At 64.8% G+C, this 25,803-nt stretch carries 26 protein-coding genes, 1 tRNA gene and 1 riboswitch; of the genes, 13 read left to right on the top strand and 14 right to left on the bottom strand.

The window, feature by feature from the left end; translation table 11 throughout:
• Positions 1-59 precede the first annotated feature (59 nt).
• Both katG and K420_RS0111550 read right to left on the bottom strand, forming a co-directional pair.
• Positions 60-2,243 carry a catalase/peroxidase HPI gene (gene katG / locus K420_RS0111555; RefSeq protein WP_027458205.1) on the bottom strand — a complete coding sequence of 728 codons (2,184 nt, stop codon included), beginning with the start codon at positions 2,241-2,243 and terminating at the stop codon, positions 60-62.
• Positions 2,244-2,364: 121 nt separating this feature from the next.
• Positions 2,365-2,859 (bottom strand): Dps family protein, encoded by a 495-nt coding sequence (locus K420_RS0111550; RefSeq protein WP_027458204.1) that lies wholly within the window; start codon positions 2,857-2,859, stop codon positions 2,365-2,367.
• Between the two features lie 647 nt (positions 2,860-3,506).
• Between K420_RS0111550 and K420_RS0111545 the strand changes: the two genes are divergently transcribed.
• Positions 3,507-4,703, top strand: a complete 1,197-nt coding sequence (locus tag K420_RS0111545; RefSeq protein ID WP_035854768.1) for a membrane protein — start codon at positions 3,507-3,509, stop codon at positions 4,701-4,703.
• Positions 4,704-4,709: 6 nt separating this feature from the next.
• On the opposite strand, the gene K420_RS0111540 is transcribed toward K420_RS0111545, so the two are convergent.
• A complete protein-coding gene (locus tag K420_RS0111540; RefSeq protein ID WP_027458202.1) occupies positions 4,710-6,008 on the bottom strand; it encodes a sigma-54 interaction domain-containing protein in 1,299 nt (432 codons plus the stop codon).
• A gap of 215 nt (positions 6,009-6,223) precedes the next feature.
• Between K420_RS0111540 and K420_RS0111535 the strand changes: the two genes are divergently transcribed.
• The 11 genes from K420_RS0111535 (at position 6,224) to K420_RS0111475 (ending at position 13,173) form a co-directional block, all read left to right on the top strand.
• Positions 6,224-6,682 carry a hypothetical protein gene (locus K420_RS0111535; protein ID WP_027458201.1) on the top strand — a complete coding sequence of 153 codons (459 nt, stop codon included), beginning with the start codon at positions 6,224-6,226 and terminating at the stop codon, positions 6,680-6,682.
• A 10-nt stretch (positions 6,683-6,692) separates the two neighbouring features.
• Complete coding sequence (gene petA, locus K420_RS0111530; RefSeq protein WP_027458200.1) at positions 6,693-7,313, top strand: ubiquinol-cytochrome c reductase iron-sulfur subunit; 621 nt, start codon at positions 6,693-6,695, stop codon at positions 7,311-7,313.
• Positions 7,314-7,330: 17 nt separating this feature from the next.
• Complete coding sequence (locus K420_RS18840; RefSeq protein WP_051453096.1) at positions 7,331-7,699, top strand: NifB/NifX family molybdenum-iron cluster-binding protein; 369 nt, start codon at positions 7,331-7,333, stop codon at positions 7,697-7,699.
• Positions 7,683-8,126: a DUF2141 domain-containing protein gene (locus tag K420_RS0111520; RefSeq protein ID WP_232422765.1), complete on the top strand. Its 444-nt coding sequence runs from the start codon at positions 7,683-7,685 to the stop codon at positions 8,124-8,126. Before K420_RS18840 ends, K420_RS0111520 begins: the two co-directional genes overlap by 17 nt.
• Before the next feature lie 4 nt (positions 8,127-8,130).
• Complete coding sequence (locus K420_RS0111515) at positions 8,131-8,493, top strand: ArsR/SmtB family transcription factor (protein ID WP_051453094.1); 363 nt, start codon at positions 8,131-8,133, stop codon at positions 8,491-8,493.
• A gap of 27 nt (positions 8,494-8,520) precedes the next feature.
• Complete coding sequence (locus tag K420_RS0111510; protein ID WP_027458197.1) at positions 8,521-8,910, top strand: DUF6858 family protein; 390 nt, start codon at positions 8,521-8,523, stop codon at positions 8,908-8,910.
• Positions 8,911-8,934: 24 nt separating this feature from the next.
• Positions 8,935-9,351: a hypothetical protein gene (locus K420_RS0111505; protein WP_027458196.1), complete on the top strand. Its 417-nt coding sequence runs from the start codon at positions 8,935-8,937 to the stop codon at positions 9,349-9,351.
• 252 nt (positions 9,352-9,603) lie between these two features.
• Complete coding sequence (locus K420_RS20485; RefSeq protein WP_157275072.1) at positions 9,604-9,771, top strand: hypothetical protein; 168 nt, start codon at positions 9,604-9,606, stop codon at positions 9,769-9,771.
• A gap of 254 nt (positions 9,772-10,025) precedes the next feature.
• Positions 10,026-11,240 carry an efflux RND transporter periplasmic adaptor subunit gene (locus K420_RS18830; RefSeq protein WP_051453093.1) on the top strand — a complete coding sequence of 405 codons (1,215 nt, stop codon included), beginning with the start codon at positions 10,026-10,028 and terminating at the stop codon, positions 11,238-11,240.
• Positions 11,241-11,261: 21 nt separating this feature from the next.
• Positions 11,262-12,470, top strand: a complete 1,209-nt coding sequence (locus tag K420_RS0111480; protein WP_035854761.1) for an ABC transporter permease — start codon at positions 11,262-11,264, stop codon at positions 12,468-12,470.
• On the top strand, positions 12,463-13,173 hold the full coding sequence (locus tag K420_RS0111475; RefSeq protein ID WP_027458194.1) for an ABC transporter ATP-binding protein: 711 nt from the start codon (positions 12,463-12,465) through the stop codon (positions 13,171-13,173). The genes K420_RS0111480 and K420_RS0111475 overlap by 8 nt, the downstream gene beginning before the upstream one ends.
• A gap of 9 nt (positions 13,174-13,182) precedes the next feature.
• Here K420_RS0111475 and K420_RS0111470 read toward each other — a convergent pair whose 3' ends face one another.
• Both K420_RS0111470 and K420_RS0111465 read right to left on the bottom strand, forming a co-directional pair.
• The gene (locus K420_RS0111470) at positions 13,183-14,154 is read right to left on the bottom strand and encodes an arsenic resistance protein (protein ID WP_027458193.1); all 972 of its coding nucleotides are present in this window, start codon (positions 14,152-14,154) and stop codon (positions 13,183-13,185) included.
• Positions 14,155-14,250: 96 nt separating this feature from the next.
• On the bottom strand, positions 14,251-14,919 hold the full coding sequence (locus K420_RS0111465; protein ID WP_027458192.1) for a trimeric intracellular cation channel family protein: 669 nt from the start codon (positions 14,917-14,919) through the stop codon (positions 14,251-14,253).
• A gap of 156 nt (positions 14,920-15,075) precedes the next feature.
• A riboswitch (glycine riboswitch) is annotated at positions 15,076-15,170 on the bottom strand.
• A gap of 236 nt (positions 15,171-15,406) precedes the next feature.
• Between K420_RS0111465 and dinB the strand changes: the two genes are divergently transcribed.
• Positions 15,407-16,555 (top strand): DNA polymerase IV, encoded by a 1,149-nt coding sequence (gene dinB, locus K420_RS0111460; RefSeq protein WP_027458191.1) that lies wholly within the window; start codon positions 15,407-15,409, stop codon positions 16,553-16,555.
• Positions 16,556-16,581: 26 nt separating this feature from the next.
• Here dinB and K420_RS0111455 read toward each other — a convergent pair whose 3' ends face one another.
• The 9 genes from K420_RS0111455 to K420_RS0111415 form a co-directional block, all read right to left on the bottom strand.
• Entirely contained in the window at positions 16,582-17,097 is a 516-nt protein-coding gene (locus K420_RS0111455; RefSeq protein ID WP_157275071.1) for a hypothetical protein, read from the bottom strand.
• Positions 17,098-17,230: 133 nt separating this feature from the next.
• A tRNA-Ser gene (locus tag K420_RS0111450) sits at positions 17,231-17,321 on the bottom strand.
• Between the two features lie 36 nt (positions 17,322-17,357).
• Positions 17,358-17,624 (bottom strand): hypothetical protein, encoded by a 267-nt coding sequence (locus tag K420_RS18825; protein WP_035854759.1) that lies wholly within the window; start codon positions 17,622-17,624, stop codon positions 17,358-17,360.
• Positions 17,625-17,629: 5 nt separating this feature from the next.
• A complete protein-coding gene (locus K420_RS0111440) occupies positions 17,630-17,881 on the bottom strand; it encodes a DUF4212 domain-containing protein (RefSeq protein WP_051453092.1) in 252 nt (83 codons plus the stop codon).
• Positions 17,878-19,914 (bottom strand): VC_2705 family sodium/solute symporter, encoded by a 2,037-nt coding sequence (locus K420_RS0111435; protein ID WP_027458188.1) that lies wholly within the window; start codon positions 19,912-19,914, stop codon positions 17,878-17,880. Before K420_RS0111435 ends, K420_RS0111440 begins: the two co-directional genes overlap by 4 nt.
• Positions 19,915-19,924: 10 nt before the next feature.
• On the bottom strand, positions 19,925-20,590 hold the full coding sequence (locus tag K420_RS0111430) for a 3'-5' exonuclease family protein (RefSeq protein WP_027458187.1): 666 nt from the start codon (positions 20,588-20,590) through the stop codon (positions 19,925-19,927).
• 2 nt (positions 20,591-20,592) lie between these two features.
• On the bottom strand, positions 20,593-22,512 hold the full coding sequence (locus K420_RS0111425) for a DUF294 nucleotidyltransferase-like domain-containing protein (RefSeq protein WP_035855881.1): 1,920 nt from the start codon (positions 22,510-22,512) through the stop codon (positions 20,593-20,595).
• Positions 22,513-22,581: 69 nt separating this feature from the next.
• Positions 22,582-23,631 (bottom strand): DUF294 nucleotidyltransferase-like domain-containing protein, encoded by a 1,050-nt coding sequence (locus tag K420_RS18820; protein WP_051453091.1) that lies wholly within the window; start codon positions 23,629-23,631, stop codon positions 22,582-22,584.
• Positions 23,632-23,641: 10 nt separating this feature from the next.
• On the bottom strand, positions 23,642-25,801 hold the full coding sequence (locus tag K420_RS0111415; RefSeq protein ID WP_027458185.1) for a 3'-5' exonuclease: 2,160 nt from the start codon (positions 25,799-25,801) through the stop codon (positions 23,642-23,644).
• Between the last annotated feature and the right edge of the window lie 2 nt (positions 25,802-25,803).

Raw genomic sequence — 25,803 nt, 5'->3', positions numbered from 1 at the left:
AAGGCAAAAAGCCCGGTGCCGCAAGGCTCCGGGCTTTTGTTTTGCCGGAAGCTTCCGGATCAGACGAGATCGAAGCGGTCGGCGTTCATGACCTTCGTCCAGGCAGCGACGAAATCATGGACAAACTTCTCGCGGTTGTCGTCCTGGGCATAGACCTCGGCGTAGGCGCGCAGCACCGAGTTGGAACCGAAGACCAGATCGACGCGGCTGGCCGTCCAGCGGGTCGCCCCCGTCTTGCGATCAACGATGGCATAGCTGTTGCGGCCGGTCGGCTTCCAGGTGTAAGCCATGTCGGTCAGATTGACGAAGAAGTCGTTGGTCAGCGCACCGACACGATCGGTGAACACGCCCTGTTGCGAGCCACCATGGTTCGTGCCGAGCACGCGCATGCCGCCGACCAGCGCCGTCATTTCGCAGGCAGTCAGGCGCATCAGCTGGGCGCGGTCGAGCAGCAACTCCTCCGGCGTGACCACGTAGTCCTTCTTCAGCCAGTTGCGGAAGCCATCAGCCAGCGGTTCCAGCACTTCGAAGGATTCGACATCGGTCATTTCCTGCGTCGCATCGCCGCGGCCCGGTGCGAAGGGCACGCTCACCGCGACACCGGCCGCCTTGGCCGCCTGCTCGATGCCGACGTTGCCGGCCAGCACGATGACGTCAGCCACGCTGGCGCCGGTTTCGGCCGCGATCTTTTCATAGATCGCCAATACCCTGGCCAGACGAGCCGGTTCGTTGCCCTCCCAATCCTTTTGCGGGGCCAAGCGGATGCGGGCACCATTGGCGCCGCCGCGCTTGTCCGATCCGCGGAAAGTGCGGGCACTGTCCCAGGCGGTGGCCACCATCTCGGCCACGCCCAGGCCGGCCGCTGCAATTTTCGCCTTGACGGCAGCGACGTCGTAGTCTTTGCGACCAGCCGGTACAGGGTCTTGCCAGATGAGATCTTCCTGCGGCACATCCGGGCCGATGTAGCGGGACTTCGGCCCCATGTCGCGGTGCGTCAGCTTGAACCAGGCGCGGGCGAAGACTTCCTCGAAGTAGGCCTGATCCTTGTGGAAGCGCTCGGCGATCTTGCGGTATTCCGGATCGAAGCGGAGCGCCATATCGGCGTCGGTCATCATGGGCTTGCGGCGGATCGACGGGTCTTCGACATCGACCGGCATGTCCTCTTCGGCGATCGTCACCGGTTCCCACTGCCAGGCGCCGGCCGGAGACTTCTGCAGCCACCAGTCATGCTTGAACAGCATGTCGAAATAGCCGCCGTCCCACTGTGTCGGGTGCGCCGTCCAGGCCCCCTCGATGCCGCTGGTCACCGTGTCGCGGCCGATACCGCGGGTGGTGTGGTTCACCCAGCCCAGGCCCTGCTCGGCAACATCGGCACCTTCCGGAGCGGGCCCGAGGTTAGCCGCACTGCCGTTGCCGTGCGCCTTGCCGACGGTGTGCCCGCCAGCGGTCAGGGCGACGGTTTCCTCGTCGTTCATCGCCATGCGGGCAAAAGTGACGCGCATGTCACGGGCTGTCTTGAGCGGGTCGGGCTTGCCGTCCACGCCTTCCGGGTTCACGTAGATCAGGCCCATCATCACGGCGGCGAGCGGGTTTTCGAGATCGCGTTCGCCGGAATAACGGCTGCCTTCGCTGCCGCTCGGTGCCAACCATTCCTTCTCGGAACCCCAGTAGATATCCTTTTCCGGCTGCCAGATGTCCTCGCGGCCAAAGGCGAAGCCGAAGGTCTTGAAGCCCATCGACTCGTAGGCCATGTTGCCGGCGAGGATCATCAGGTCGGCCCAGCTGATCTTGTTGCCGTATTTCTTCTTGATCGGCCAGAGCAGACGGCGCGCCTTGTCGAGGTTGCCGTTGTCCGGCCAGGAGTTGAGCGGGGCGAAGCGCTGGTTGCCGGTGCCGCCGCCGCCCCGACCATCGGCGATGCGATAGGTACCGGCCGAGTGCCAGGCCATGCGGATCATCAGGCCGCCGTAGTGGCCCCAGTCGGCCGGCCACCAGGACTGGCTGTCGGTCATCAGCGCCTTGAGGTCATTCTTCAAGGCCTCGACGTCGAGTTTCTTCAGCTCCTCGCGGTAGTTGAAATCCGGGCCGAGCGGATTGGTCTTGCTGTCGTGCTGGTGCAGGATGTCGAGGTTGAGCGCCTTCGGCCACCAGGCCATGTTGTTCGCCGAATCGGCCGTGGTTGCGCCACCATGCATGACCGGGCATTGGCCGCCGGTTTTGCCGTGATTGTGGTCCGTTGCCATGTGATCTCTCCTGTTGAACGGGTTGATAGATACAACGACTACATCCTAGAAAAGACCGACCGTTAAAACCAATTGATTAAACCGATTCAAACGATCGACTCCGGCTATCGGCAATGGAGACTCACTCCTCTAGCAGGCTGCGCAGCATCCAGGCGGTTTTTTCGTGCACATCGATGCGCTGGGTCAGCACATCGGCCGTCGGCTGGTCGTTGACCTTGTCCACCAGCTTGAACAGGTTGCGTGCCGTACGGGCAGTGGCTTCCTGTGCCGCAACCAGGTGGCGGATCATGTCGTTGGCCTTGGGCACGCCTTCGACTTCCTTGATCGAGGCGAGCTTGACGAACTCCTTATAGGTACCGGGCGCCGGGAAACCGAGGGCCCGGATGCGCTCCGCGATGATGTCCAGGGCATTCCACTGCTCGGTGTATTGCCCCATGAACATGGTATGCAGGCTGTTGAACTGCGGCCCGGTCACGTTCCAGTGGAAATTGTGCGTCATCAGGTACAACGTGTAGCTGTCGGCCAACAGGGCCGACAGGCCGGCTGCGATGGCCTTGCGGTCGGCCTCGCCGATACCGATGTCGATGGGAGCGGATTTGGTTTTCTTGGTTGCCACGATTGTTCTCCAGGTAATGAAAATCCCCGGATCGCTGCGTGAACGGCCCCGGCCAGGAAAACGACACGAGAACCATGCTCCGTTTCGACCCGAAGATCGTTGAGAAAACTGCTTTTCCTTCCGGCGGGGAAGAAAATCTGATTGGCTGGCTGGCGTTGGGCTGGCTTGCCGGACAGGACCGGGCAGCAAGGCCCGGCAGGTCCGAAAGAACCTGTATTGGCCAATCTAGCACAGATTTCCCGGCACGGCGCCCGATTGCTCGGGAATACCGCCTGACCCGATCACCGCCTGATGCTGATCCCAGGCTGGCAAGCAGGGCAACCAGTTTGACTGCCAGATGACAACAAAGCTGCCAATTGGCAGTGAATATCAGATCATTCGAAAACATAAGTAGCTGATTATTAACACCCGAGTCGATTGAGCAAGGGCATGGCACGGATCTTGTTAGACAGTAGCCGCAACACAGGCCTGGAGCCTGCCATCCAGTACCCGGACACGGGCTGCCGGAGGCGCATGATTCAGGCCGGGCATCCTTACTTGCGTGACTTTTGGCGGGGCTCGTCCCCGCCATTTTTTTGTCCACCGAGCTTGCCGCGACGACCGGCGGACTACAATGAAATCCAGGCCGTTTTCTGCCCAATCACGCCATGACTCGCCGCTTGCTGCTCGCCTTGCTGCTCGCCCTGACCACGCTGACGGCCATTGCCGAAACGGCCGTCGATCTGCATGTCTTCTGGTCGCTGCGTTGTCCGCACTGCCTGAAGGCCCTGCCGGAACTACGGCAAATGGCGGCCGAACACCCATGGCTGCACCTTCACGACTACGAAATCACCCAGTCGCCGACCAACCTGCAACGCTTCCAGGACATGGCGCTAGCCCATGGCGAGACGGCACTGGCCGTGCCAACCCTGTTCTATTGCGGACACATGGAAGTCGGCTGGCCCGATGCAGCAGTGCAGCAGGCGGAGTTGCTCGCCCGTCTCGAAGCCTGCCGCCAGGGCACGGCGGCCATCCCGCCGACCGTGGAAACGCCCCTGAACCTCCCGCTACTGGGCGAAATCCGGCTGGCGGACCTGTCACTCCCGGTACTCACCATCCTGCTCGCCGGGCTCGATGCCTTCAATCCCTGCGCCTTTTTCGTGCTGCTCTTCCTGCTTTCCCTGCTCACCCACCAGCACCAGCGCAGCCGCATGCTGCTGATCGGCGGCATCTTCGTGCTCTGCTCCGGCGTACTGTATTTTGCCTTCATGGCAGCCTGGCTCAATGTCTTCCTGGTCGTCGGCAACCTCGCCTGGATCACGGCGGCAGCCGGTGCCCTGGCCCTGCTCATCGGCGCCCTCAACCTGAAGGACTATTTCGCCTTCCCGCACGGCCCCTCACTCTCGATCAGCGCCGAGCGCCGGGCCGACCTCTTCCAGCGCGGCCGGCGCCTGGTGCAGAGCGGGCACCTGCCGACCATGCTCGCCACCACGCTGCTGCTGGCCAGCGTCGCCAATTTTTATGAGTTGCTGTGCACCGCCGGTTTTCCGATGGTCTTCACCCGCCTGCTCACCTTGCGCGAGCAGGATGTGGCACAGCACTACGCCTACCTGCTGCTCTACAACCTGATCTACATCCTGCCGCTGCTGCTGATCGTGCTCGCCTTCGTCCGCACCCTGGGCAGCCGCAAGCTCAGCGAGCGGGAGGGGCGCCTGCTCAAGCTGCTTTCCGGCCTGATGATGTTCGGCCTGGGCCTGCTGCTGGTCATCGCACCGGAGCAGCTCGACAATCCGCAGCAGGCCCTGCTGCTGCCGCTGGCCGCCGTCGCCCTCACGGCGCTGATCGCCCGCTGGACAAGGCCTTAGGGCGCCTCAGCCCGGCACTTCCTTGAGCCGCCGGTACAGGGTGCGCTCGGAGAGGCCCAGGCGGCGCGCCAGTTCCTTGCGGCTGCCCGAGAAGCTGCGCGCCATCTCCTGCAGCTGCCGGTCGGTCAGTGCGGTCTGCCCGCCACCTTTCCCGCTGCCACCCGGCAGGGCGGAAGACTGGGTGTCCGGCAGGTGGCGGAGATCGATTTCATCGCCGTCACACAGCAGGCAGGCCCGCTCGAGCAGGTTGCGCATTTCGCGGACATTGCCCGGAAATGCGTAATCGCGCAGCCAGCCGATGGCGGCCCGGCTGAGGCGCAGCTGGCGACCACCGGCCACCCGCACCAGCAGGGCCTCGGCGAGCGGCACGATGTCGTCACGCCGTTCGCGCAGGGCCGGCAGATGGATCGGAAAGATGTTGAGGCGGTAAAAGAGATCCTGGCGGAAGCTGCCGTCGCACACCATGTCGGCCAGCGGGCGATGGGTAGCCGAGACGACGCGGATATCCGCCCGCCGCAGCTCGGTTGAACCGACCCGGCGGAAGGTGCCGGTTTCGAGCAGGCGCAGCAGCTTGACCTGGATCGACAGCGGGATGTCGCCCACTTCGTCGATGAACAGCGTGCCGCCGGCCGCCGCCTCGACCAGGCCGGTCTTGCGCGCCACGGCGCCGGTGAAGGCGCCCCGCTCATGGCCGAACAGTTCGCTTTCGAAGAGGGTTTCGGCCAGCCCCGAGCAATCGACGGCGACGAAGGGCTTGGCCGCTCGCCGGCTCATGTGGTGGATGGCGTTGGCGACCAGTTCCTTGCCCGTGCCGGATTCACCCTGCAGCAGCACCGCCGCGTCCGACGGGGCGACCCGCGCCACCAGTTCCATCATCGCGACGAAGGCCGGCGAGCGTCCGATCAGGCCTTGTGCGTGCTCCTCGCTGCGCTGCACTGGCAAGGGTTCCAGCTTTTCGATGAAGTAGGCGATTTCGCCGGTATCGTCCCGGATCGGCGAGAGTTCGATGTTCTCCAGTTGCTCGCCGAGGTGGGTGTGATGCAGATGCACCACCCGCTCGCGCTGGCCGGAGCGCAGGCTGTTCTGCAGTGGGCAGGATTCGCCGGCCTGGTCGCACGGCACGCTGTAGCGGTGCGACACCTCGTAGCAGGCACGCCCGACGACCTCGGGCTGGCCAACCCACTTCGCCCGATAAGCCTCATTGGCCGCCAGGATGCGGTAATTGCGGTCGCACAGGATGTGCGGTTCGGAAAGCCCTTCGAGAAAGGACACCAGTTCACGGGGGGGCTTGGCTGGCTCACGCATTTTGTCTCCTCGCAGCATCCTGACTGCCAAATGCTGCCAGTTATTCTGCCAATGTCAGCAATTTATCACGAGGTGGCGGACTGCAGCCAGGGTGCTTGAAAATTTCACCCACGGAATCAGTGGCTTGCAAAACCCATCCCCACCACGCCGGCTGGCACGGGTCTTGATTAGAACATGCTGACATTCCATCCGTTTCGCCAATCGGGACACGCCCCATGCAGCAACGCATCCTGGCCGTCGGCCTCGCACTGCTCACCGCCCAGCCGGCCGTCGCCGACGACCACGCGACGCACCTGCGGCCGCAAACCGTCGATTACGCGCTGATCCTGCCGGCCAACCTGCCTCACCTGCTGCGCACCTCGCTCGACCGGGCCGAGGCGCTGGGTTTGAACGACGCCCAGCGCGCGGCGCTGCGCGAATTGATGGCGGAAGCTCCGCTCAAGGTTTTTTCCCGCCTGTCGCAGGCGGAAAAGATGGAGCAAGCCATCGCCCGCGAAGTACTCGACAACACGGTGCCGCTCGCCGAACTGCAGTCGCGCCTGGATGCCCTGGTCGCCCTCAAGCGTAGCGCGACCGAGGCGCAGATCGCCACCATCAAGCGCATGCAGGCCGTGCTCGGCAAGGGCCAGTTCCGCGCATTGCTGAAATACAGCGCCATCACTGATCGCCTCTGAGGAGCCCGACATGTCCGAATGCCTGTGCCACGGCGAATCCTTCACCACTTGCGCCAGCCCCACCCGCCGCCAATGGATGATCGCCACCGTCGGCGCCAGCGGCGCGCTAAGCCTCGCCGCCATCGTCCCCTTCGTCTCCAGCCTGATGCCCTCGGAGCGTGCCAAGGCAGCCGGCGCGCCGGTCGAGGTCGATATCGGCAAGCTGGCACCCGGCGACATGATGGTCGTCGAATGGCGCGGCAAGCCGGTCTGGATTCTCAACCGCACGCCGGAGATGCTCGCCACGCTGAAGAAGGCCGAGCCCATGCTGGCCGATCCGGCTTCCGACAAGCCGCAGCAACCCGGTTACGCGACCAACGAAACCCGTTCGCGCCGGCCGGAAATCCTCGTCGCCGTCGGGATCTGCACCCACCTTGGCTGCTCGCCGTCGGCCGCCTTCACACCGGGCGATGCCGCATTGGGCGCCGACTGGCCAGGCGGCTTCCTCTGCCCCTGTCACGGCTCGACCTTCGATTTCGCCGGCCGCGTCTTCAAGAACAAGCCGGCGCCGAGCAACCTGGAAATACCGCCTCACCAGTACCTGACCGACACGCGCCTGATCATCGGCCGTGACGAACTGGACAAGGCCTGACCACCCCGGAGAAAGCCATGCAAATCGCCATCAGCAGTCAGAACCGCCGCCGCATCACCGGCCATGCCGGCAAATGCCGAAATTTCTGGATTTACGACATCGAGCGCGGCGCGGTGGCCGGCAAGCGGCTGATCGAACTGCCCTTCGAACAGAGCTTCCATGCCAGTCACGACGCATTCGCTGCCCCGCTGGCCGACATCAACGTGCTGATCACCAGCGGCCTGGGCAACGGCCTATACCTGCGCCTCAAGCGCCACGGCATCCTGGCCATCGTCACCGACGAAACCGATCCCGACGCGGCAGTCCAGGCCCTCCTCGAAAACCGCCTGCTGCCGCTCGCCGTCGTTCCCAACAACGACTGCCACACGCATGGCCATGCCCACTGAGCATCGCACGCCCCTTCTCGTGCTGCTCGGCTGGCTGATCGCCGTGCCGCCCTGCCTGGCCGAAACGCAGCAACTGGTCGTCGAGGTCAGCGGCATCCGCTCGGCCGAGGGCAATGTGCGCGTTTCGCTCTACCGGGAGCCGGATAGCTTCCGCAAGGAGGACCGTGCCTTCCGGTTGTTGTCGCAACCGGCCGCCGCCGGCAAGGCGACGCTGGTCTTTACCGATCTCCCGGCCGGGCGCTATGCCGTCATGGCCTATCACGACGCGAACGGCGACGAAAAGCTCAACCTGCGCCTTGGCATGTTTCCGACTGAAGGTTACGCGCTGTCGAACAATCCGAAGGTGATCGGCCCGCCGCGCTTCGATGACAGCGCCTTCGACCTGCCGGGTACCCCGGCGCCCCTTTCCCTGCCCTTGAAATACTGACGCCATGAATCCACGCCCGAACACCCCGCCCTCCGCCCAGCCGGGCGAACTGCCCCGCCTGCCTGGCGCCCTCTCCGGCCTGCAGCGGGCCGAAGCCGAATTCGGCACCATCGCCCGCTGCCTGCAAGCCATCGGCCACCCACTGAGCCTGCGCATCCTGTGCCTGCTCAGCGAAGGGGAAGCCTCGGTCGGCGAACTGCAGGCCCGCCTCGGCAAGCCGCTGCCAACCATCTCGCTGCATCTGCACAAGCTGGCCGATCGCGGCATTCTGGAAGCGCGCAGCGCGGGCAACCGCGTCTATTTCACCCTGCGCAGCCCTCACATCCGCAGCCTGGTCGAAGGCATCCGGACGAATTTTCTCAACTGAGCTGTCATCCCATCGGAATCGCAAGCCATGAAACAAACCCTGCTCCAGGAAAAGTACCCGATTTACGTTGCCGAAATTGGCAAGAACGAAACCACCTACCGCAGCGTCGATGAACTGGTCGCCTACTACCAGGCACGTATCGCCGAAAACCCGAAAGTCCAGTTCATCGGCGTTTTCGACCACTACGCCCACACGCGCAAGATCGAAGGCCCGATCGTCGAGGGCATGACGGCCGCCGTGGACATCATCTTCTGCTTCGGCTTCGCCATCCCGACCCCGCAGATGCTGGCCGTACGCCCGCGCTCCATCGGCATCGCCGACATGGGCGACAAGTTCGTCATCAGCTTCCTCGAAGCCCCCATGCAGCCGGCCAACCAGGCCATGGAAGCGTGGACCATCGCCCTGCGCAACGCCTGACCTTCAACCCACCCAAGGACCATCATGAAAAAGACCCTCTTCGCCGTCGCCAGCCTGCTCGCCTTCTCCACCGCCCACGCCGAGCCGCAGGCCGCCACCCTCATCCTCAACTCGGCCAGCCCGATGACCCAGGGCATCGCCCTCGTCCTCGCCAACCAGATGCAGGGCCAGGGCGCCCAGGTTCAGGTGCTGCTCTGCGACAAGGCCGGCGACCTCGCCCTCAAGGAAGCCGGCGGCGAGAAGCTCAAGCCGCAGGACGTCACCCCGGCCCAACTGCTCGACAGCGCCATCAAGAAGGGCGCCACCGCCAACGTCTGCGCGCTGTATCTGCCCAACAGCGGCAACACGCCCGACAAGCTGAAGGACGGCATCACCCCGGCCAAGCCGGATGCCATGGCCCGCACCGTGCTGGAAGCCCAGCGCAAGGTGCTGGTTTTCTAAGACGCAATCCGCCATGTCCACGTTTACCGTTCTCGGCCTGGCCAGCCTTGGCAGTATCGGCGCCATGGCCGGTGCGGCGGGCGTTTCCTCGCTGCGCTGGCCCTGCTGCTCTCCGCCGGCAGCCAACTGGGTACCCGCGAACTGGCCGCCTGGCGCAATCCCCGGGAAGGCGGCTACTTCATTCCGCTTGGCGCGCTCGGCCAGGGCGACTATCAGCTCCGCCTCGAATTTTCGGTCGCCGGCAATGGCCAGGTGAAGCTCACCGACGACCGCTTCGAAGCCCTGGCCGAGGAAAGCCTCTGCCCGCAGCAAAACGCCCTGGAATTCCGCTTCACGGCGGAAGGCAGCCCTCATTTCCTGAGCATCAAGGCGCCAGTCGTGCTCGATGCCCTGCGCCTGAAGGCGGTAACGGCCCCTTGAAAGCGGCTTCGACACAATCGTCTCCATCGCCAGAAACCGCGCAGCCTGAAACGCTGGACGTTCTCCTGCACGCAATGCGGCCTGTGCATCGACGCCTGCAACACCGTCAATATGGCGAAAGCTGCTACCCCGCTACTGCGCTGGAGCAGCGGCGATGCCGTGCTGCGCAACGAAGCCGCTTTCTCGGCAGTCGACGCGATGCCGCCGCTTTCCCGTAAACTGCCGCCGAACCCGCCAAACCCTACCGAGACCCCATGACCGGAATCCTCGCCCGCCTTCCCCGCCCGCGCCGCCTTGCCCTGCTGCTCGGCGGTTCCGCCCTGGCTGCCGTTGCCTACTTCAGCCTGGGCGGCGAGCGGGCCGAGGTGGCGCGCGTCGAACGCGGCGAATTGCGCCAGGCCGTCGTCGCTAGCGGCCGGGTGCGCACACCGCAGCGGGTCGAGGTGGCCAGCCAGATCACCGGCCGGGTGACTGGCGTGGCGGTGCGCGAGGGTGATGCGGTCATCGCTGGCCAGATACTGCTCCAGTTCGATGCCGCCGAATGGCAGGCCAGCGTCGCCCAGGCCAGGGCCAACCTGGCCCAGGCCGAAAGCCGCCTGCAGCAGATCGGCGAAGCCAGCCTGCCACTGGCCGAACAGAGCCTCCGCCAGGCCGAAGCCAATGCCCGCCAGGCCGAGCGCCAGTACCAGCGGGTCGGCGAACTGGTCGCCAAGGGTTTCTACAGCCCGGCCCAACTCGACGACGCCCAGCGCGCCCGCGACGTGGCAGCCAGCCAGTTGCAGGCGGCGCAGATCCAGGCGGCCAACAACCGGCCGCAAGGCAGCGAGGTGCGGGTCGCCCGCAGCAATGTCGAGCAGGCCCGCGCCGCGCTGGCCGTGGCTGAAGCCCGCCTGGCCTACGCCACGCTGCGCGCCCCGGTCGCCGGCCGGGTACTGACGTGCAGCGTCGAGCCGGGTGACACCGCGCAGCCCGGCAAGGCCCTGCTCACGCTGGCGCCGAATGGCGACACCGAGTTGACGGCACAGATCGACGAAAAGAACTTCGGCCTGCTCGCCCTCGGCCAGAACGCCCAGGTGTCGGCCGATGCCTACCCGGGCGAGCACTTCCCGGCCACGCTCAGCTACATCGCGCCGTCGATCGACGCCCTGCGCGGCTCGGTCGAAATCCGCCTGGCCGTGGCCCAACCGCCGGCCACCCTGCGCCACGAAATGACCGTCTCCATCGACATCGAAGCCGCCCGCCGACCGGATGCCCTGAGCCTGCCCTGCGACAGCGTGCGCGATGCCGGCGGCCAGCCGTGGGTGATGGCCGTGCGCGACGGCCGCACGGTGCGCCAGCCGGTCAAGCTCGGCCTGCGCGGCGCCGGACGCTGCGAGGTAATCGAGGGCCTGAGTGAAGGCGAGGCCGTGCTGCCGGCCAGCGCGACGCTTGGCGAAGGCCGCCGGGTGGCAGCGGTCAACCGGAAATAAGGGCCAAGATTGAAAACCTGGATGCCCTTCGAATGGATCGCCGCCGTGCGCTTTCTGCGCGAGGGGCGGATGCAGTCGTTGCTGATCATCGTCGGCGTCGGGGTCGGCGTCGCCGTCATCGTCTTCATGTCAGCGCTGCTCTCCGGCCTGCAAGCCAACCTGATCAAGCGCACGCTGTCCTCCCAGGCCCACATTACGCTGTTGCCGCCCGAGGAAATCGCCCGCCCGCAGCAGGCCACCGACGCCACCGCCCTGCGCCTGCAGAAACAGGCCCAGCGTCTGCGCGCCATCGACCAGTGGCAGACGCTGCGCGACCGCCTGGAAACCTGGCCGGAAATCGCCGCCGTCTCACCGGTCGCTTCCGGCCCGGCCTTCGCCGTGCGCGGCGAGGCCAACAAGGCGATTACCGTCGTCGGCATCGAGCCGGAACGCTACAACCGGGTTATTTCCCTGGCCGAACGGCTGACCGCCGGGCAGCTGCGGGTTGGTGCCGGCGAGGCGGTGATCGGCATCGAACTGGCCAAGGATCTCGGCGCCGAGGTCGGCGACAAGCTGCGCCTGAGCGCGGCTGACGGGCGCAGCGACACGCTGACCATCACCGGCCTGTTCGACCTCGGCAACAAGGGCGTCAATGCCCGCAACGTCTATGTCGGCCTGCGCACGGCGCAAAGCCTGCTCGACCTGGTCGGCGGCGTGTCGAGCATCGACCTGGCGCTGCACGACCTCGACCTGGCCGAGCAACTGGCCCGCCGCATCGCCGGCGAAACCGGGCTGACCGCCGATTCGTGGATCAAGACCAACGCCCAGTTCGTCACCGCGCTGACCTCGCAGCGGGTATCGAGCAACGTCATCCGCTTCTTCATCGCGCTCTCGGTCGCCTTCGGCATCGCCAGCGTGCTGGTCGTGTCGGTCATCCAGCGCGGCAAGGAAATTGGCATCCTGCGCGCCATGGGTGCGACGCAGGCACAGATGCGGCGCATCTTCCTGCTGCAAGGCGGCATCGTCGGCTTTTTCGGCTCGCTGCTCGGCTCGGCACTGGCCTGGAGCTTCCTGATGCTGTGGCAACTGCTGGCGCGCAACCCGGACGGCACGCCGATGTTCGTCATCGGCGTCGAACCCGGTCTGGTCGCCCTGGCGGCCGGCGGCGCCAGCCTGGTCGGCATCCTCTCTGCGCTACTGCCGGCCCGCCGTGCCGCGCAACTCGACCCGGTGGTGGCGATCCGTGGCTGACACCAACGACCGCGTCCTGCACCTCGCCGGCATCCGCAAGTCCTACGGCAGCGGCGAGGTGGAAAGCAAAGTCCTGCACGGCATCGACCTGACGCTGCAGCGCGGCGAGTTCGCCGCCCTGATCGGCCCGTCCGGCTCCGGCAAAAGCACCCTGCTCAACCTGATCGGCCTGCTCGACCGGCCGACCAGCGGCCAGCTGCACATCGACGGCGAAGATAGCGGCCAGCTCGACGACACCGGCCTGACCCGCCTGCGCGGCCAGCGCATCGGTTTCGTCTTCCAACATCATCACCTGATCCCGGCCTTCACTGCCGAGGAAAACGTCGCCATGCCGCTGCTCGTCGCCCGCGGCCGGCCGGATAGCGAGATGTTCGAACGTGCCGGCCACCTGCTCGACCAGGTCGGCCTGGCCGACCGCAAACAGCACCTGGCCAACCGGCTGTCCGGCGGCCAGCAGCAGCGCGTCGCCATTGCCCGCGCCCTGGTCACCAACCCGTCGCTGGTGCTGGCCGACGAGCCGACCGGCAACCTCGATACGCACTCGGCCGACGATGTCTTCGCCCTGCTCCGCGAGTTCAATCGCCGCCAGCACACCACTTTCCTGATCGTCACCCACGACCCGCGCCTGGCAGCCCGCTGCGACCGCATCATCGAACTGGTCGACGGCCGCATCGTCGCCGACCAGGCGGTGGCAAGCGCCTGAGACCCGGTTTTACGCGGCCGGCTTCTGGCCGAACAGCGTATCGGTCAGCTTGACGTACCACGCCGCCGACTGCACCTGGATGATGTAGGCCAGCGTGATGACCAGGGCAGCATCCGAGCTGGCGCTGCCGAAGGCATTCATGGCCAGGGCCAGGGCAATCGACAGGTTGCGCATCACCGTGCCATAGACCAGCGCAATGGCATCGCCGCGCGGCAACAGCAGCTTGGCAAGCACGGTGCTCAGCAGGTAGTTGCCGGCATAGAGCGCCAGCAAGGGGCCGAGCAGTTGCAGCAGTTCGGCCGGCCGGGCGGCCAGTTGCTCGGCCTTGAGCGCCATCGCGACGAAGACGATGCCGAGCACGCCAAGCGTCGAGAAAGGCGGGAAACGCGGCGCCCATTCGGCCTGGAAGGCCTTCTGGCCGTACTTCCCGAGCAGGTAGGCCTGCGTGAAATGGCCAGCGCCCATGGGCAGGAAGACGATGAAGACGATCTGCGAAAATACCGCCAGCAGATCGACCGGCACCGTCGCCCCCATCAGCCATTGCACGTAGAAGGGCGTCGCCAGCGAGCCGAGGATCAGGCCGAGCACCGTCATCTTGACCGCCGCGCCGAGGTTGCCGCCGGCAAAGCCGGTCCACGAAATGGTCATGCCCGAGGTCGGCAGCAGCGCAGCAAGCAGCAGGCCCATGGCGTAGTACGGCTGTTCAGGGAAGAAATAGCGGCCGAGGCCGAAGGCGAAGAACGGCACGAGGCCGAAGTTGATCATCTGGGCCAGAAACTGCGCCTTGCTGTCGCCGCCTTCCAGCACCTTAGCCAGCTTCAGGCTGACCATCATCGGGTACACCATCAGGAAGGTCAGCGGCACGATCAAGGTCTTCAGCCAGCCGGCCGGCACGACCAGGCCGAACAGGAAGCCGGCGACCATGACAGCCGGAATCGCCAGGATCAAATTTTTGGAAAGCGTCGAAAGCAGCCGGAACATCGGAATCTCCAATCAGCCCCCGCAGGCTGGTCCGGCATTTAAGCACTCAAGGGCCGCTCGCTCCGTAACCCAGGTCACAGAGCGGCCGTCACGGCGTCAATCCCACTTCTGCTGATAGGAGAAGGTCGGCAACTTCCAGCCGTAGCGCAGGGCCAGCATGCGGAATGCAAAGCCGCTGCCGAAGCAGATGACGGTATTGAGGTCGGCCTGCACCCCGGACGCCCGCAAGACGAGGAAGAGCGCACAGACGAAGAGCGAAACGCTGGCATACAGCTCATGGCGAAAGACGACCGGCACCTGGTTGCACAGCACGTCGCGCAGGATGCCGCCGGAGATGCCGGTCAGCATGCCGGCCATGATCACGACGACGATGGGGTACTGCAGTTGCAGCGCGACGTTGCAGCCAATCAGCGAAAAAGCGACCAGGCCCATCGCGTCGAGCATCAGGAAGATCCGCTTCATGTGATGCATGTAGCGGGCAAGCAGCGTCGTCGCCAAGCCGGCCAGCGTGACCAGATAGACGTATTCGGGATGCTGCGTCCAGCCGATGGGATAATGGCCGAGCACGACATCGCGGATGGTGCCACCGCCCAGGGCGGTAACGAAGGCGATCACCGCCACGCCGAAAATATCCATGTTGCGGCGGCCGGCGGCCAGCGCCCCGGACATGGCTTCGGTGGTGATGGCGATCAGGTAGATGACGAGCAGCAGGTCGAACTGCTTGGTGGCGAGCGGCTGGAATACGTGGGCAAGGCTTTCGAGCATGGGAGAAGTTCCGTCAAGAATCGGCAGCCCCCTGGTGGGTGCTTCCGCGACGCCTCTCCCCCTGTCCTTTTACCTGAGAGTTTCGGCCCGCCAGGACCTGCCCCTTCGGTGAGCCGCCAGACGCCAGAGCGTCCGCAGCTTCTCTCCAGCCGGCGAATCTATCCTGCGGTTCAGCTTACCTGAGCGATTATGGGAGTTTGCGCCTTCGGTGGAGGCAGCCAGGGCCGCGCTCTCTCTCCCGCAGAGCGGAGGATTATCGAGGCCGCTCGGCCGGGCTGTCAATCAAAGGCCGCCCCCATCCCGACCGAGGAGCGACTAGAATCCCCCCTTCATCTGCCCGCCCCAGCCGCCCGACCGCCATGCCAGCCGAGCGCCATCCCGTCACCCTGTCCCTGCCCAGGCGCCCCCGCGTCAGGCAAGCGGCCGTCTGCCCGGACGAGGCAGCCGGTCTCGCCGTCTGACAGACCGGACCCTTCCTCCAGCCAGCATGAACCGTCACCGCCGTATCGCCCATCTCGACATGGATGCCTTCTTCGCCTCCGTCGAGTTGCTGCATTACCCGGAGTTGCGCGGCCAGGCGGTGGTCGTCGGCGGCCGCGGCACACCGCCGCCGATACCCCAGGCCGACAGCCACCGCGCCTACGCCCGCCTGAAGAACTATGTCGGGCGCGGCGTCGTCACCACCTCGACCTACGAAGCCCGCGCCCTCGGCGTCTTCTCCGGCATGGGCCTGATGAAATCCGCCCAGCTCGCCCCCGAAGCCATCCTGCTGCCGGCCAATTTCGACGCTTACCGCCACTACTCCCGCCTGTTCAAGGCGGCCGTGGCGAGCATTGCGCCGCGTATCGAGGATCGTGGCATCGATGAAATCTACCTCGACCTGACCGACATTGCGGAGGAATCCGAACCGCTGGCCAGACGCATCAAACAGGCCGTCTTCGATGCCACCGGCTTGCGTTGCTCGATCGGCATCACACCCAACAAGCTGCTCGCCAAGATCGCCTCCGACCTTGAAAAACCGGACGGCCTGACCATCTTGAGCGAAGCCGATATCCCGACCCGCATCTGGCCCCTGGCCGCCAGGAAGGTAAATGGCATCGGCCCGAAGGCGGCGGCACGGCTGGAAAAACTCGGTATCCACAGCATCGGCGACCTGGCCGCTGCGCCGCCGGCCCTGCTGGTCGAACAGTTCGGGCCGACCACCGGGCGCTGGCTCCACCGCGTTGCGCACGGCATCGACGAACGGCCGGTGGTGACGGAATCCGAGCCCAAGTCGATCAGCCGCGAAAGCACCTTCGACCGTGACCTGCACGCCAAGGCCGACCGCGCTGAACTGTCGGAAATCTTCACCGAACTCTGCCAGTACCTGGCCAATGACCTGCGCCGCAAGGGCTACGCCAGCCGCACCATCGGCATCAAGCTACGCTATGCCGACTTCCGCGCCGTGACGCGCGACATCACCCTGCCCCATGCCATCACCGACGCCGCCGACATCCGCAAGGCCGCCGGCGAATGCCTCAAACGCGTCGAGTTGACCCAGCGCCTCCGCCTGCTCGGCGTCCGCGCCAGCGGCCTGCTGCCGCTCAATGAGGTGGCGGAACCGGCAGCGCCGATCCAGGGCGAGCTGCCGTTCTGAGGCAAACGGGATTGAAGCGCTGGAAGCTATGCCTTGGAACGATTGCGAACGGCGGGCTCTGTATCCGCCTCGATCAGGGACATGTCAATTTCCGCCGCCGACATTGCCCCAACCGCATCGGGTGAGCTTTTCATGTCAGGCACAGCCCCCTTGGCCGGACGCTCGCCAGCCCCTTTCTGCCTCAGGGCTGACAGCGGAATCTTCGCGTCGCCCAGCGCAGGATCATCCAGATCGAGATCCATATACGACCTGTCCGCATCAAGTTGCTGCTCCCGTTGCGCCGCTTCAAAGCGCAGACGAGCCTCTTCCGCCCGCTGCCGCTTCAGTTCGTCGTCACGCAGCTTGCGTGCAATCGCCTCCTGATGCTGGTGCCACAAGTTGAGGCCGGCCTCCACAACAAACCAGGCCGCCGCCAGGGAAGCACTGACGAATATGGCGCTTTCGAGTGGTTTTGACACCACGGCACCAAGGGCCAGAAGGGCCGCCAGCATGCGTCCACCCAGTATCAGGACAGCCATCCAATAAGGCAGATTGGGATTCATGGAAAAGTTGGCAGGTTCTCTGTGCCAGCGTACTGACTGCACCAGAGACGCTGACCTACTTGGGGCCAGGCTTTCAAAGCACCGGCCACAAAACAAAAAAGCCCTGAAAAAATCAAGGCTTTAATGAGCAAACTGGCGGAGAGGGCGGGATTCGAACCCGCGGTAGGCTATTAACCTACACACGCTTTCCAGGCGTGCGACTTAAACCGCTCATCCACCTCTCCGGGAAGCCGCGCATTCTAGCAGATTCGGCCAAATGGTCAAATAAACTTTCGGAGATAAGCGAGGCCAAGCCAGAGCAGGAGCAGGACAATGAAGCAGACAAGGCCGATCGTCCTGCCGCTGGCCCCCGGCATCGCGAGCGCGATGGCGCGTCTTGGCGGCCGGGTGATCAGGTCGAACAGCTGATAGATGCGGTTGGCTTCCCGCCTCCGCCCGGCCAGCACATGGAGAACGCCCTGCCCGATCAGGCACAGGCCGAGCATTTCGATGACGGCGCGCAGGGCGCTGATCAGGAACAGCGTCATCAGCCCTATTCTTCCTCGAGCCCGAACTCCCGGTCGATTTTCTTCATGCAGCGGTTGTACCACCAGATGATGAGCAGGAAGATGACCAGCCCCCCCTGGGCCGCCATGTAGAAACCGAGAGGAAAGCCGAAAATGACGACCTGGTTGATTTCCCGCGCGTACCACGTCGAGCCAAAGGTGATGCAGAACCAAAGGAAGAGCAGACAGAAGGTCAGGCGGCGGGTCTTGCGCCAATAGGCTTGGGGATCACGATTCATGGCGATGGCCTGTTCGACATGCGGATACGCTCAAGGAAGCTGGCGGTACTCGGTTCTGGTTTTGTGAACAAGGAAACGGCGATGATCGTCACGAAACCGGCCGCCACCCCGAAAACGCCGGCCGAGGTAGCCTGGACATTGAACCAAGGCTCCATCCGGAAGCCGCTGACGCCAAGCCAGGGGATGCTGTCGAACTCGACGCGCAGGATGTAGTAGAGCGACAGGCTGACACCGACCAGCATGCCGGCCAGGGCACCGGCCCGGGTTGCCCGCTGCCAGAAGATACCAAGCACCAGGGCCGGGAAGAACGCCGAGCCGGCAATCGAGAAGGCCCAGGCGACCATGGACAGGATGGTACCCGGCTTCTGCGCGGCGACGGTAGCCGCCAGTACGGCAACCACCAGCAGCATGGACTTGGAAATAACCAGCCGGAACTGGGTCGAGGCGTCCGGCCGGATGATGCGGTAGTAAACGTCGTGCGACAGCGCGCTGGTGATGGTCAGCAGCAGGCCATCGGCCGTCGAGAGCGCCGCCGCCAGGCCACCGGCAGCCACCAGGCCGGAGACGACGTAGGGCATGCCGGCGATTTCCGGCGTCGCCAGCACGATCACGTCCGGGTTGAGCGACAGTTCAGCCAGTTGCAGCACGCCATCGAGGTTGATGTCTTCGATGCTGACCAGCCCGACCTTGGCCCAGGCCGTCACCCAGCCTGGGAGCTTGGCGATCGGAATATCGGCCAGGTGCGACAGCACTTCGTACTTGGCGAAAACCGCGTAGGCCGGGGCAGTGACGTAGAGCAGCAGGATGAAGAGCAGCGACCAGAAGACCGATTCGCGCGCCTCATGGACCGTCGGTGTCGTGTAGTAGCGCACCAGTACGTGCGGCAGGGCGGCTGTGCCGACCGTCAGGCAGAAGATCAGCGCCAGGAAATTGATGCGTAGCGTGTCGCGCTCCTCCTTGGTCTCCCCGGGGAAGGCCTCGGCATGATGCGCCGGTTGCCGGCTGCGCTCGACTGCCGAGAACATCGCCGCCTCCCAGCGCGCCTTGGCCTGCTCCGGGTCGTGCGGCAAGTCGCGGCGCTGGCGCTCGAGGGCCACGATATCGCGCATCTGGACATCGCTCGCCTTAAGCTGGTTGATCTGCGAGGAGAGCAACTCGCGTTCGTGGTTGAGCGATTGCGGCAACTGCATGATCTTCTGGGCATAGGTATCGGCCCGCTCGCGGAATAGCTGGCGCACCTCCTTCTCGGCCGGCGCATCGAACAAGCGGTTTTCGAGCTGGCTGACCTTCTGCAGCACCTCGCCATAGACCAGTTGCGGGACCGGATTGCCGGTGACGTTGTAGGACAGGATGGCGACCGGCGTGATGTAGGCGACGATCAGGATCAGGTACTGCGCCACCTGCGTCCAGGTCACCGCGCGCATGCCGCCCAGGAAGGAACAGACCAGGATACCGGCGAGGCCGACGAAGACGCCGATCTCGAACTGCAGGCTGACGAAGCGGCTGGTGATGACACCGACGCCGTAGATCTGCGCCACGACATAGACGAAGGAAGCCAGGATAGCCGCTGCTACGGCAACCAGCCTGATGGCATTGCCGCCGTAGCGGGCGCCGAGGAAATCGGGGATGGTGTATTGCTCGCAACGCCGCAGGTAGGGTGCCAGCAACAGGGCGACCAGCACGAAGCCGCCCGTCCAGCCGATAACGTAGGCCAAACCCTGGAAACCCGACAGATAGAGCGTCCCGGCCAGGCCAATGAAGGAGGCGGCGCTCATCCAGTCGGCGCCGGTCGCCATGCCGTTGAAGAAAGCCGGTACGCGCCGGCCGGCGACGTAGTACTCGGAAACGTCGGAGGTGCGGCTGATGATACCGATCCCGGCGTACATCGAGATGGTGAAGATCAGGAAGGCGTAGCCCACCCAGCGCGGCGGCATGCCATGCTGCTCGAGCACGGCCAGCGCACCGATGAAGGCCAGGAAACCACCCGTGTAAATCAGGTAGTAACGCTGCAGGCGGGTCAACGACCTGAACATCCGGCAGCGATTAGTGGGTACGACGCAGGAAGCTGCTGGCCCGCGATTCGTCGATCAGCCGGGCGGCGGTATCGATCTGCTTGCCGACGGCACGGACCAGCAACATCTGGAAGATGCGCCCAAGCAGCAGGGTGTTGGCCATCGCATCGCGCCGCCCCTCTTCGCCCCCCAGGCCGAAGACTTCGAGCCACTGGTCGAGCGGCATCACGGTGTGTGCCTTGTCTTCGAACATGGCCGGCATCAGCCAGGCGAGATCGACCCACGGCGGCTGGAAGTCGAGGCCCAGACGCTCCTTGTAGGCCCGCTGCAGGAAACCGCCGACATAAGGGACGTGGTAGGTGACCAGCGGCGCCTTGGCCGCGAACAGCAGGAAGGCCATCAGCTGCCGGTCGACCGCCGCGCCCTCGCCATCGCGCGAGGAAAAATCAACATAGAAGCTGTCGTCCGGCTGGATAGCCCCCTGCCAGATGCTGCTTGCCGCAATGCCGAGCAAGCTGTCCTTGTCCGGGTCTAGGCCGCTGCTGACGATGTCGACCACCACATAGCGGGTATGGAAATGCAGGTCGCTCAGGTCCGGCGGCGGGCTGTTGCGCCAGGCTTCCAGCGAGGCCCGCACATCGTCGGGCAGGCCGGCCGGCGCGCCGGCACGAAAGAGGAGTTTCTTCAGGCCGCGCATGGTCAGTTCACCTGGTAATCAAGCTTGAGGCGGGTCTGAATCTTGCGGGCCTGGCGGAACGATTCCTTCAGGATGCGGCGGTCAAGCTCATTGAGCTTGTCCGGGTCGATCAGGTTGTCGCCCTGCTTGCCGGGCTCGCCTTCGAGGTACTGGTGCTGCAGGCGGAGCAGCTGGATGAAGTTCAGGGCGTCGAGCACGGCGTTGATTTCGTCGCCGCGGATGTTCAGGCGCTGCGCCGACAGGCGCAGGCGCTGGATTGAATTGGTGTTGTGCACACCGCTGGCCAGGGCATAGATGCGGGCGACATCGACAAAAATGCGCGAACCGTATTTCTTGAGGTCGATCTTGCCCGGATGATCCGGTTCGAGATCGGTCAGGAAGTCGCGGATCTTGCCGAGCGGCGGTTCGACATCGAGCGCGTTCTTGGCCATGGCGCGCAGGAAGACCGGGGTAGCCGCAGTCAGGGCCAGCAGATGGCGGCGCATCGCCTCGGCCAGTTCGGCCTGGCCGTAGAGCGGGCGGAAATCGAAGAAGATGGTCGCGTTGAGCAGGGCATCCGGGTGCGGTACGCGGATCCAGCGGGCGAACTGATCCTTCCACTCCTCCAGCGTCAGGCACCACTGCGGGTTGCTGGCCATGATGTTGCCCTTGCACAGCGGAAATCCGCAGCGATCAAGATCCTTGTTGACGTCCAGTGCATAGGCCAGGAAACGCTGCTTCAATTCGGCCACGTCAGCCCCCTCGGGCGGCACAAAGACAATCCCGTTATCCTGGTCGGTACTGAAGGTCTGCTCGTCGCGCCCTTCCGAACCGAAGGCCAGCCAGGCCCACTCGATGCCGTCGAAACGGTGGTTATCGAGGTTGAGCTGCAGGACACGTCGGGTCAGGGCATCGTTCAGGGCCGAGATGAACTGGGTCAACTGTTCGGAGCCGATGCCCTGGGCCAGCATGTTGAAGGCGAGTTGGCGAACGTCGGCCGCCGAATGCTGCAGGGATTCGACATTGCGCGCGCCGTCGATGGACTGGCGGATCTGGCGTAGGCCGACACGCTGCAACGAGAAGAGGTCACGCTCGGAAACGACGCCGGTCAGGCGGCCTTCGATATCGGTCACCAGAACGTGCCGGATACTGTGCGTCGCCATGGCAAACATCGCATCGTAGGCGGTGGCGTGCTCTTCGAGCATGAAGGGGTTGGACGTCATCGCCCCGGATACCGGCGTGGTCAGCGGCAACTGGGCAAGCACGACGCGGTCGAGCAGGTCGGTGCGGGTAAAGACACCGACCGGCTTGCGGTCCTCGCCGGCAATGACCAGCGAGCCGATACCGGCCTGCGACATGGTTTCCAGGGCAGCGCGCAGCGGTGTCTCCGGCGTCACCGTGATCGGCGAGCGGGCGCCGATGCCGAGCAGCGGCGAATTGAGCGTCTGCTGTTCGCTGGCGCGCTGGGCGAACTGCAACTGCAACTGGCGGCGCGACTGGTCGAGCAGGCTGGCGATGTACTGCGTGCAGAACAGGTTGAACTCGGGGCTGGAGGCCATCAGGGCGAGGAAATCCTCGGCCGGCAACTGGTAGCAGAAGGTGTCGTCCACCGCCGTGTAGTGGTTGGTGGACGGGCGGCCGGCGGTCACCGCGCCGATCGGGAAGCCCTCCCCCGCTCCGAGGCTGAGGATCGAGTACTCCGTCACCGTCACCTCGCCGGCCTGGCGCGCCTGCACCTTGCCGGATTCGATCAGGTAGAAGTAGCGAACGTTGCCGGCATCGGGCCCGATGATTTCGCTACCCGCCGGATAAAAGGCAATCTGCGCCTTCTCGGCGAAACGCTGCAGCGCATCCGGCTGCATCTTGTTGAACGGCGCGTGATTACGGAGAAACGCCACGGTATTTCCCGCCATGCGGCTGCGACCGTTTTGGCGCAGGGTCATTTCAACCTGGCCGACGACTTTTTCCTGCCCTGATTGCTGTTGCGTATCCACGACAACCTCGCGCATTTTCTAAAGTGAATAGTTTAACTTGAGACGCTGTTGCAGGCGCCTGGCCTGTTTCAGCGCCTCGCGCAGGATGGCCTGATCCATCTCGTGCAGCACGGCGGGTTTCAGGCCGCTCCCCGCCAGGCCGAGCGGCACCCCGGCCGCCACCTGCTGCGCCAGGCGCAGGCGCAACACCTGGCCGAAGGCAGCGACCAACCCGGCGATCTCCTGGGTGGGCAGGCCGACCTGCCGGCCGGCCTGCTGCAGACGCTCGACCGTGTTCACCTCGCGCGTCCCGGTCGTCAATGCCAGGATGCGCCCGGCATCGACGAAGATGCGGCTGCCGTATTTCTTCAGGTCGACTTCATCCCGTTCGTCAAGCACCGGTTCGCCGCGGAAATTGAGCGGCACCTCGGCCTGCAGCGCATTGGCCGCCATCAGGTGCTGGAAGGAAGGCGTGGCGACCGTCATCGACAGGAGCAGCGTACGCAACTCCTCGCCCAGTTGCTCAGCGCCGCATAGTGGCCGCAAATCGAAGAAGATGCTGGCATTGAGCAGCGCATCGGGGTCGGGGCGCCGCACCCAATCGATGAAGCGTTCGCGCCATTCATCGAAGGACAGGCACCAGGCCGGGTTGCCGGCCATGATCTGGCCCGGGCACAGCGTGAAGCCGGCTTCGGCCAGACGCTGGTTGGCCTCCTGGGCAAAGGGCAGGAACAGGGTGCGCAAGGCCTCGGCTTCCTGGGCGCTGCTCGCCTGGAAGATCAGGCCGTTGTCCTGATCGGAGACGAAAGTCTGTTCATGCCGCCCTTCCGAGCCGAGTGCGAGCCAGCACCAGGCAACGGGGGGCAGGCGATGCCGGCGGGCCGTCGCCTCGATCAGGCGAATCGTCAGGCGGTCGTTGAAATGCGAAATCAGGCGGGTGGCGGCGGCCCCCTCCATGCCGCTGACCATCTCGCCGAGGGCGGTGCGCAGCCGCACCGCCAGGCCGGGCAGATCGTCAGGCAAGCCCGGTGCGTCGAGCTCGGCCAGCAGTTCAAGGGGGCGTTGGAACAACCGCTGGGCATCGACCATGGCGCCGGCCTCAGTACTTGACCCGGGCAAAATATGTCTTTTCCGAGGCCTCCAGCGCCTGGCGGACAGTCACGATACCCTGATCCTCGAGCAGTTTGACCAGCTTCAGGAAGACCTCGCCGGTGGCCAGCGCATCTTCGAGGGCGTTGTGCCGGGTAGCGATGGTGATCCCCAGTCGTTCGAGGATGACATCCAGCTTGTGCGACTCCTGGTTGGGGTGGACAACGGCCGAGAGCAGCAGGGTGTCGAGCACCGGCTGCGTGAAGCGGATGCCGGTGCGATCCTCCTTCAATTGCAGGAAGCGCATGTCGAAGGCGGCGTTATGGGCGATCAGCACGGTGTCCTCGCAGAACTCGTGGAAAGCCGGCAGGACGACGTCGATGTTCGGTTGGCCGCGCACCATGTCCTCGGTGATGCCATGGATCGGGATGCCTTCCGGCTTGAGCGGGATTTCGGGATCGACGATCTGGTCGAAGGTTTCCTGGCGCAGCAGGCGGCCATTGACGATGCGCGCGGCGCCGATCTGGATGATTTCGTCGCCCTTCGAGGGTTCGAGGCCAGTCGTCTCGGTATCGAAAACGGTGTAGGTCAGCTCGGACAGCTTGCGGTCGAGGTCGATCGACTTGTCCTCGAACTTGAACAGGTCGAAATCGTAGTATTCGGGGCGACCGGTGACCTGGCGCTCCTCGACCACCGGCTCGGCTTCCGGCGTGGCGACCGGCAGCACGAAACGGAAGAAGGCGCGATGCGCGGCCTTTTCACGCTCGTACCAGATTTCGCCGCCATGGCGGTCGATCACGTCCCGCAGCGTCAGCGGCGAACTCTCGCCCGCGATCTGCATCGACTCCATTTCCCACGTGTAGAAGGTTTCCGACGACATCGCCGGCCCGGCCCAGATCAGGTCGAGATAGGCCAGCTTGCCGTTGCTGCTCAGGCGGAAGCGCAGTTCGCGCGGCTCGTAGTGATCGTGCAGCTTGGAAGCCAGGGAGGCCAGCGCGAAAACCAGCGAGAAACTGTCTGCCTTGATCCACAGTGCTTCATCGACCGTCTCGGTCTTGGTCGGCAGCTTCAGCTTGTCGTTGATGCGGCGCTGCGCCGCGGCAATGATGTCGGCCCCCAGGATGTCTTCCAGCGGCCAGCGCGTTTTCAGTGAGTCGGAGAACTGGCTCATGGTCTGATCGATGACCTGGCTGCGCCGGGCCACCTCGTCGTCGATGACGCGCAGGAAGCGCTCGCGGAGTTCCGGCTCCATGTCCGGGTAATCGAGCAGGTTGGCGACGGCAGCCCGGATGTTGCCGATCGCCGAGCGGCTGCCCTGGGAGAGCGTATGCAGGGCCTGGTCGCGACGTTCCTCCTCCTCGATGCTGCGCGTGATGTTCTCCACGGTCAGCACGTAGCCGGTCATCATCCGCTCACCGCCCTCCCCGCTCGACGTCAGCACCGGCACCATCTGCACGCGGAGCAGCTGGCCGCTGCGCGTCGTGGTCGTGAAAGTCGACAGGGCCAGCTTGCCGGCCGACAATCGCTGGTCGATGACCTCACGAGCATGCTCGATCTGGCTCTTTTCAAGAATGGAAAAAATCGACCGCCCAAGGCCGATCAGCGCCCCCCCGGCAACCGAGGTCGGTCCCTGGGCCAGCGCCTTGAACTGCAGTCGCGCCCGGTTGTTGTAGAGCAGGATACGGCCATCGTTGTTGCAGACGACCACGGCCTGGGCCAGTTCGGACATCAAGGCAGCCAGGCGGTTCTTTTCCTCTTCCACCGAGGCCTTGGCGCGGGCGATCTGCGAATCGACATCATCCATCAGGGCATCCCGCTGCTGGGCCAGGTCGTTGGCTGCCTGCGCCAGTTGCTGGACTTCCGGCGGCCCTTCTGGCGTAACCCGGAAATTGCGGTTGGCACCGAGCATCAGGCGCAAGGTCTCGGCCATGCGCAACAAACCCTCGACGTAGTGCTTGAACAGCTTGTGCAGCACCAGAACGCCGAGCGTAAAACCGAACAGTGTCATCATCGTGCCGACCGGCAGGCGCGACATCAGCAGTTCGGTGAGCATCTGGCGCTCGGCCTCCTTCATGTCGAGCCAGACCAGCAGGGACGTCACCAGGAAGGGGCCGGTCATCAGCAGACCGAGAACGATGACGGCGAGAATGAAACGATGTTTTGCCTTCATGG

The sequence above is a fragment of the Dechloromonas agitata is5 genome (genome assembly GCF_000519045.1).
Lineage (GTDB): Bacteria > Pseudomonadota > Gammaproteobacteria > Burkholderiales > Rhodocyclaceae > Azonexus > Azonexus agitatus.
The sequence above is the reverse complement of the archived record's forward strand: the minus strand, read 5'-3'. Positions and strand labels throughout refer to the sequence as shown.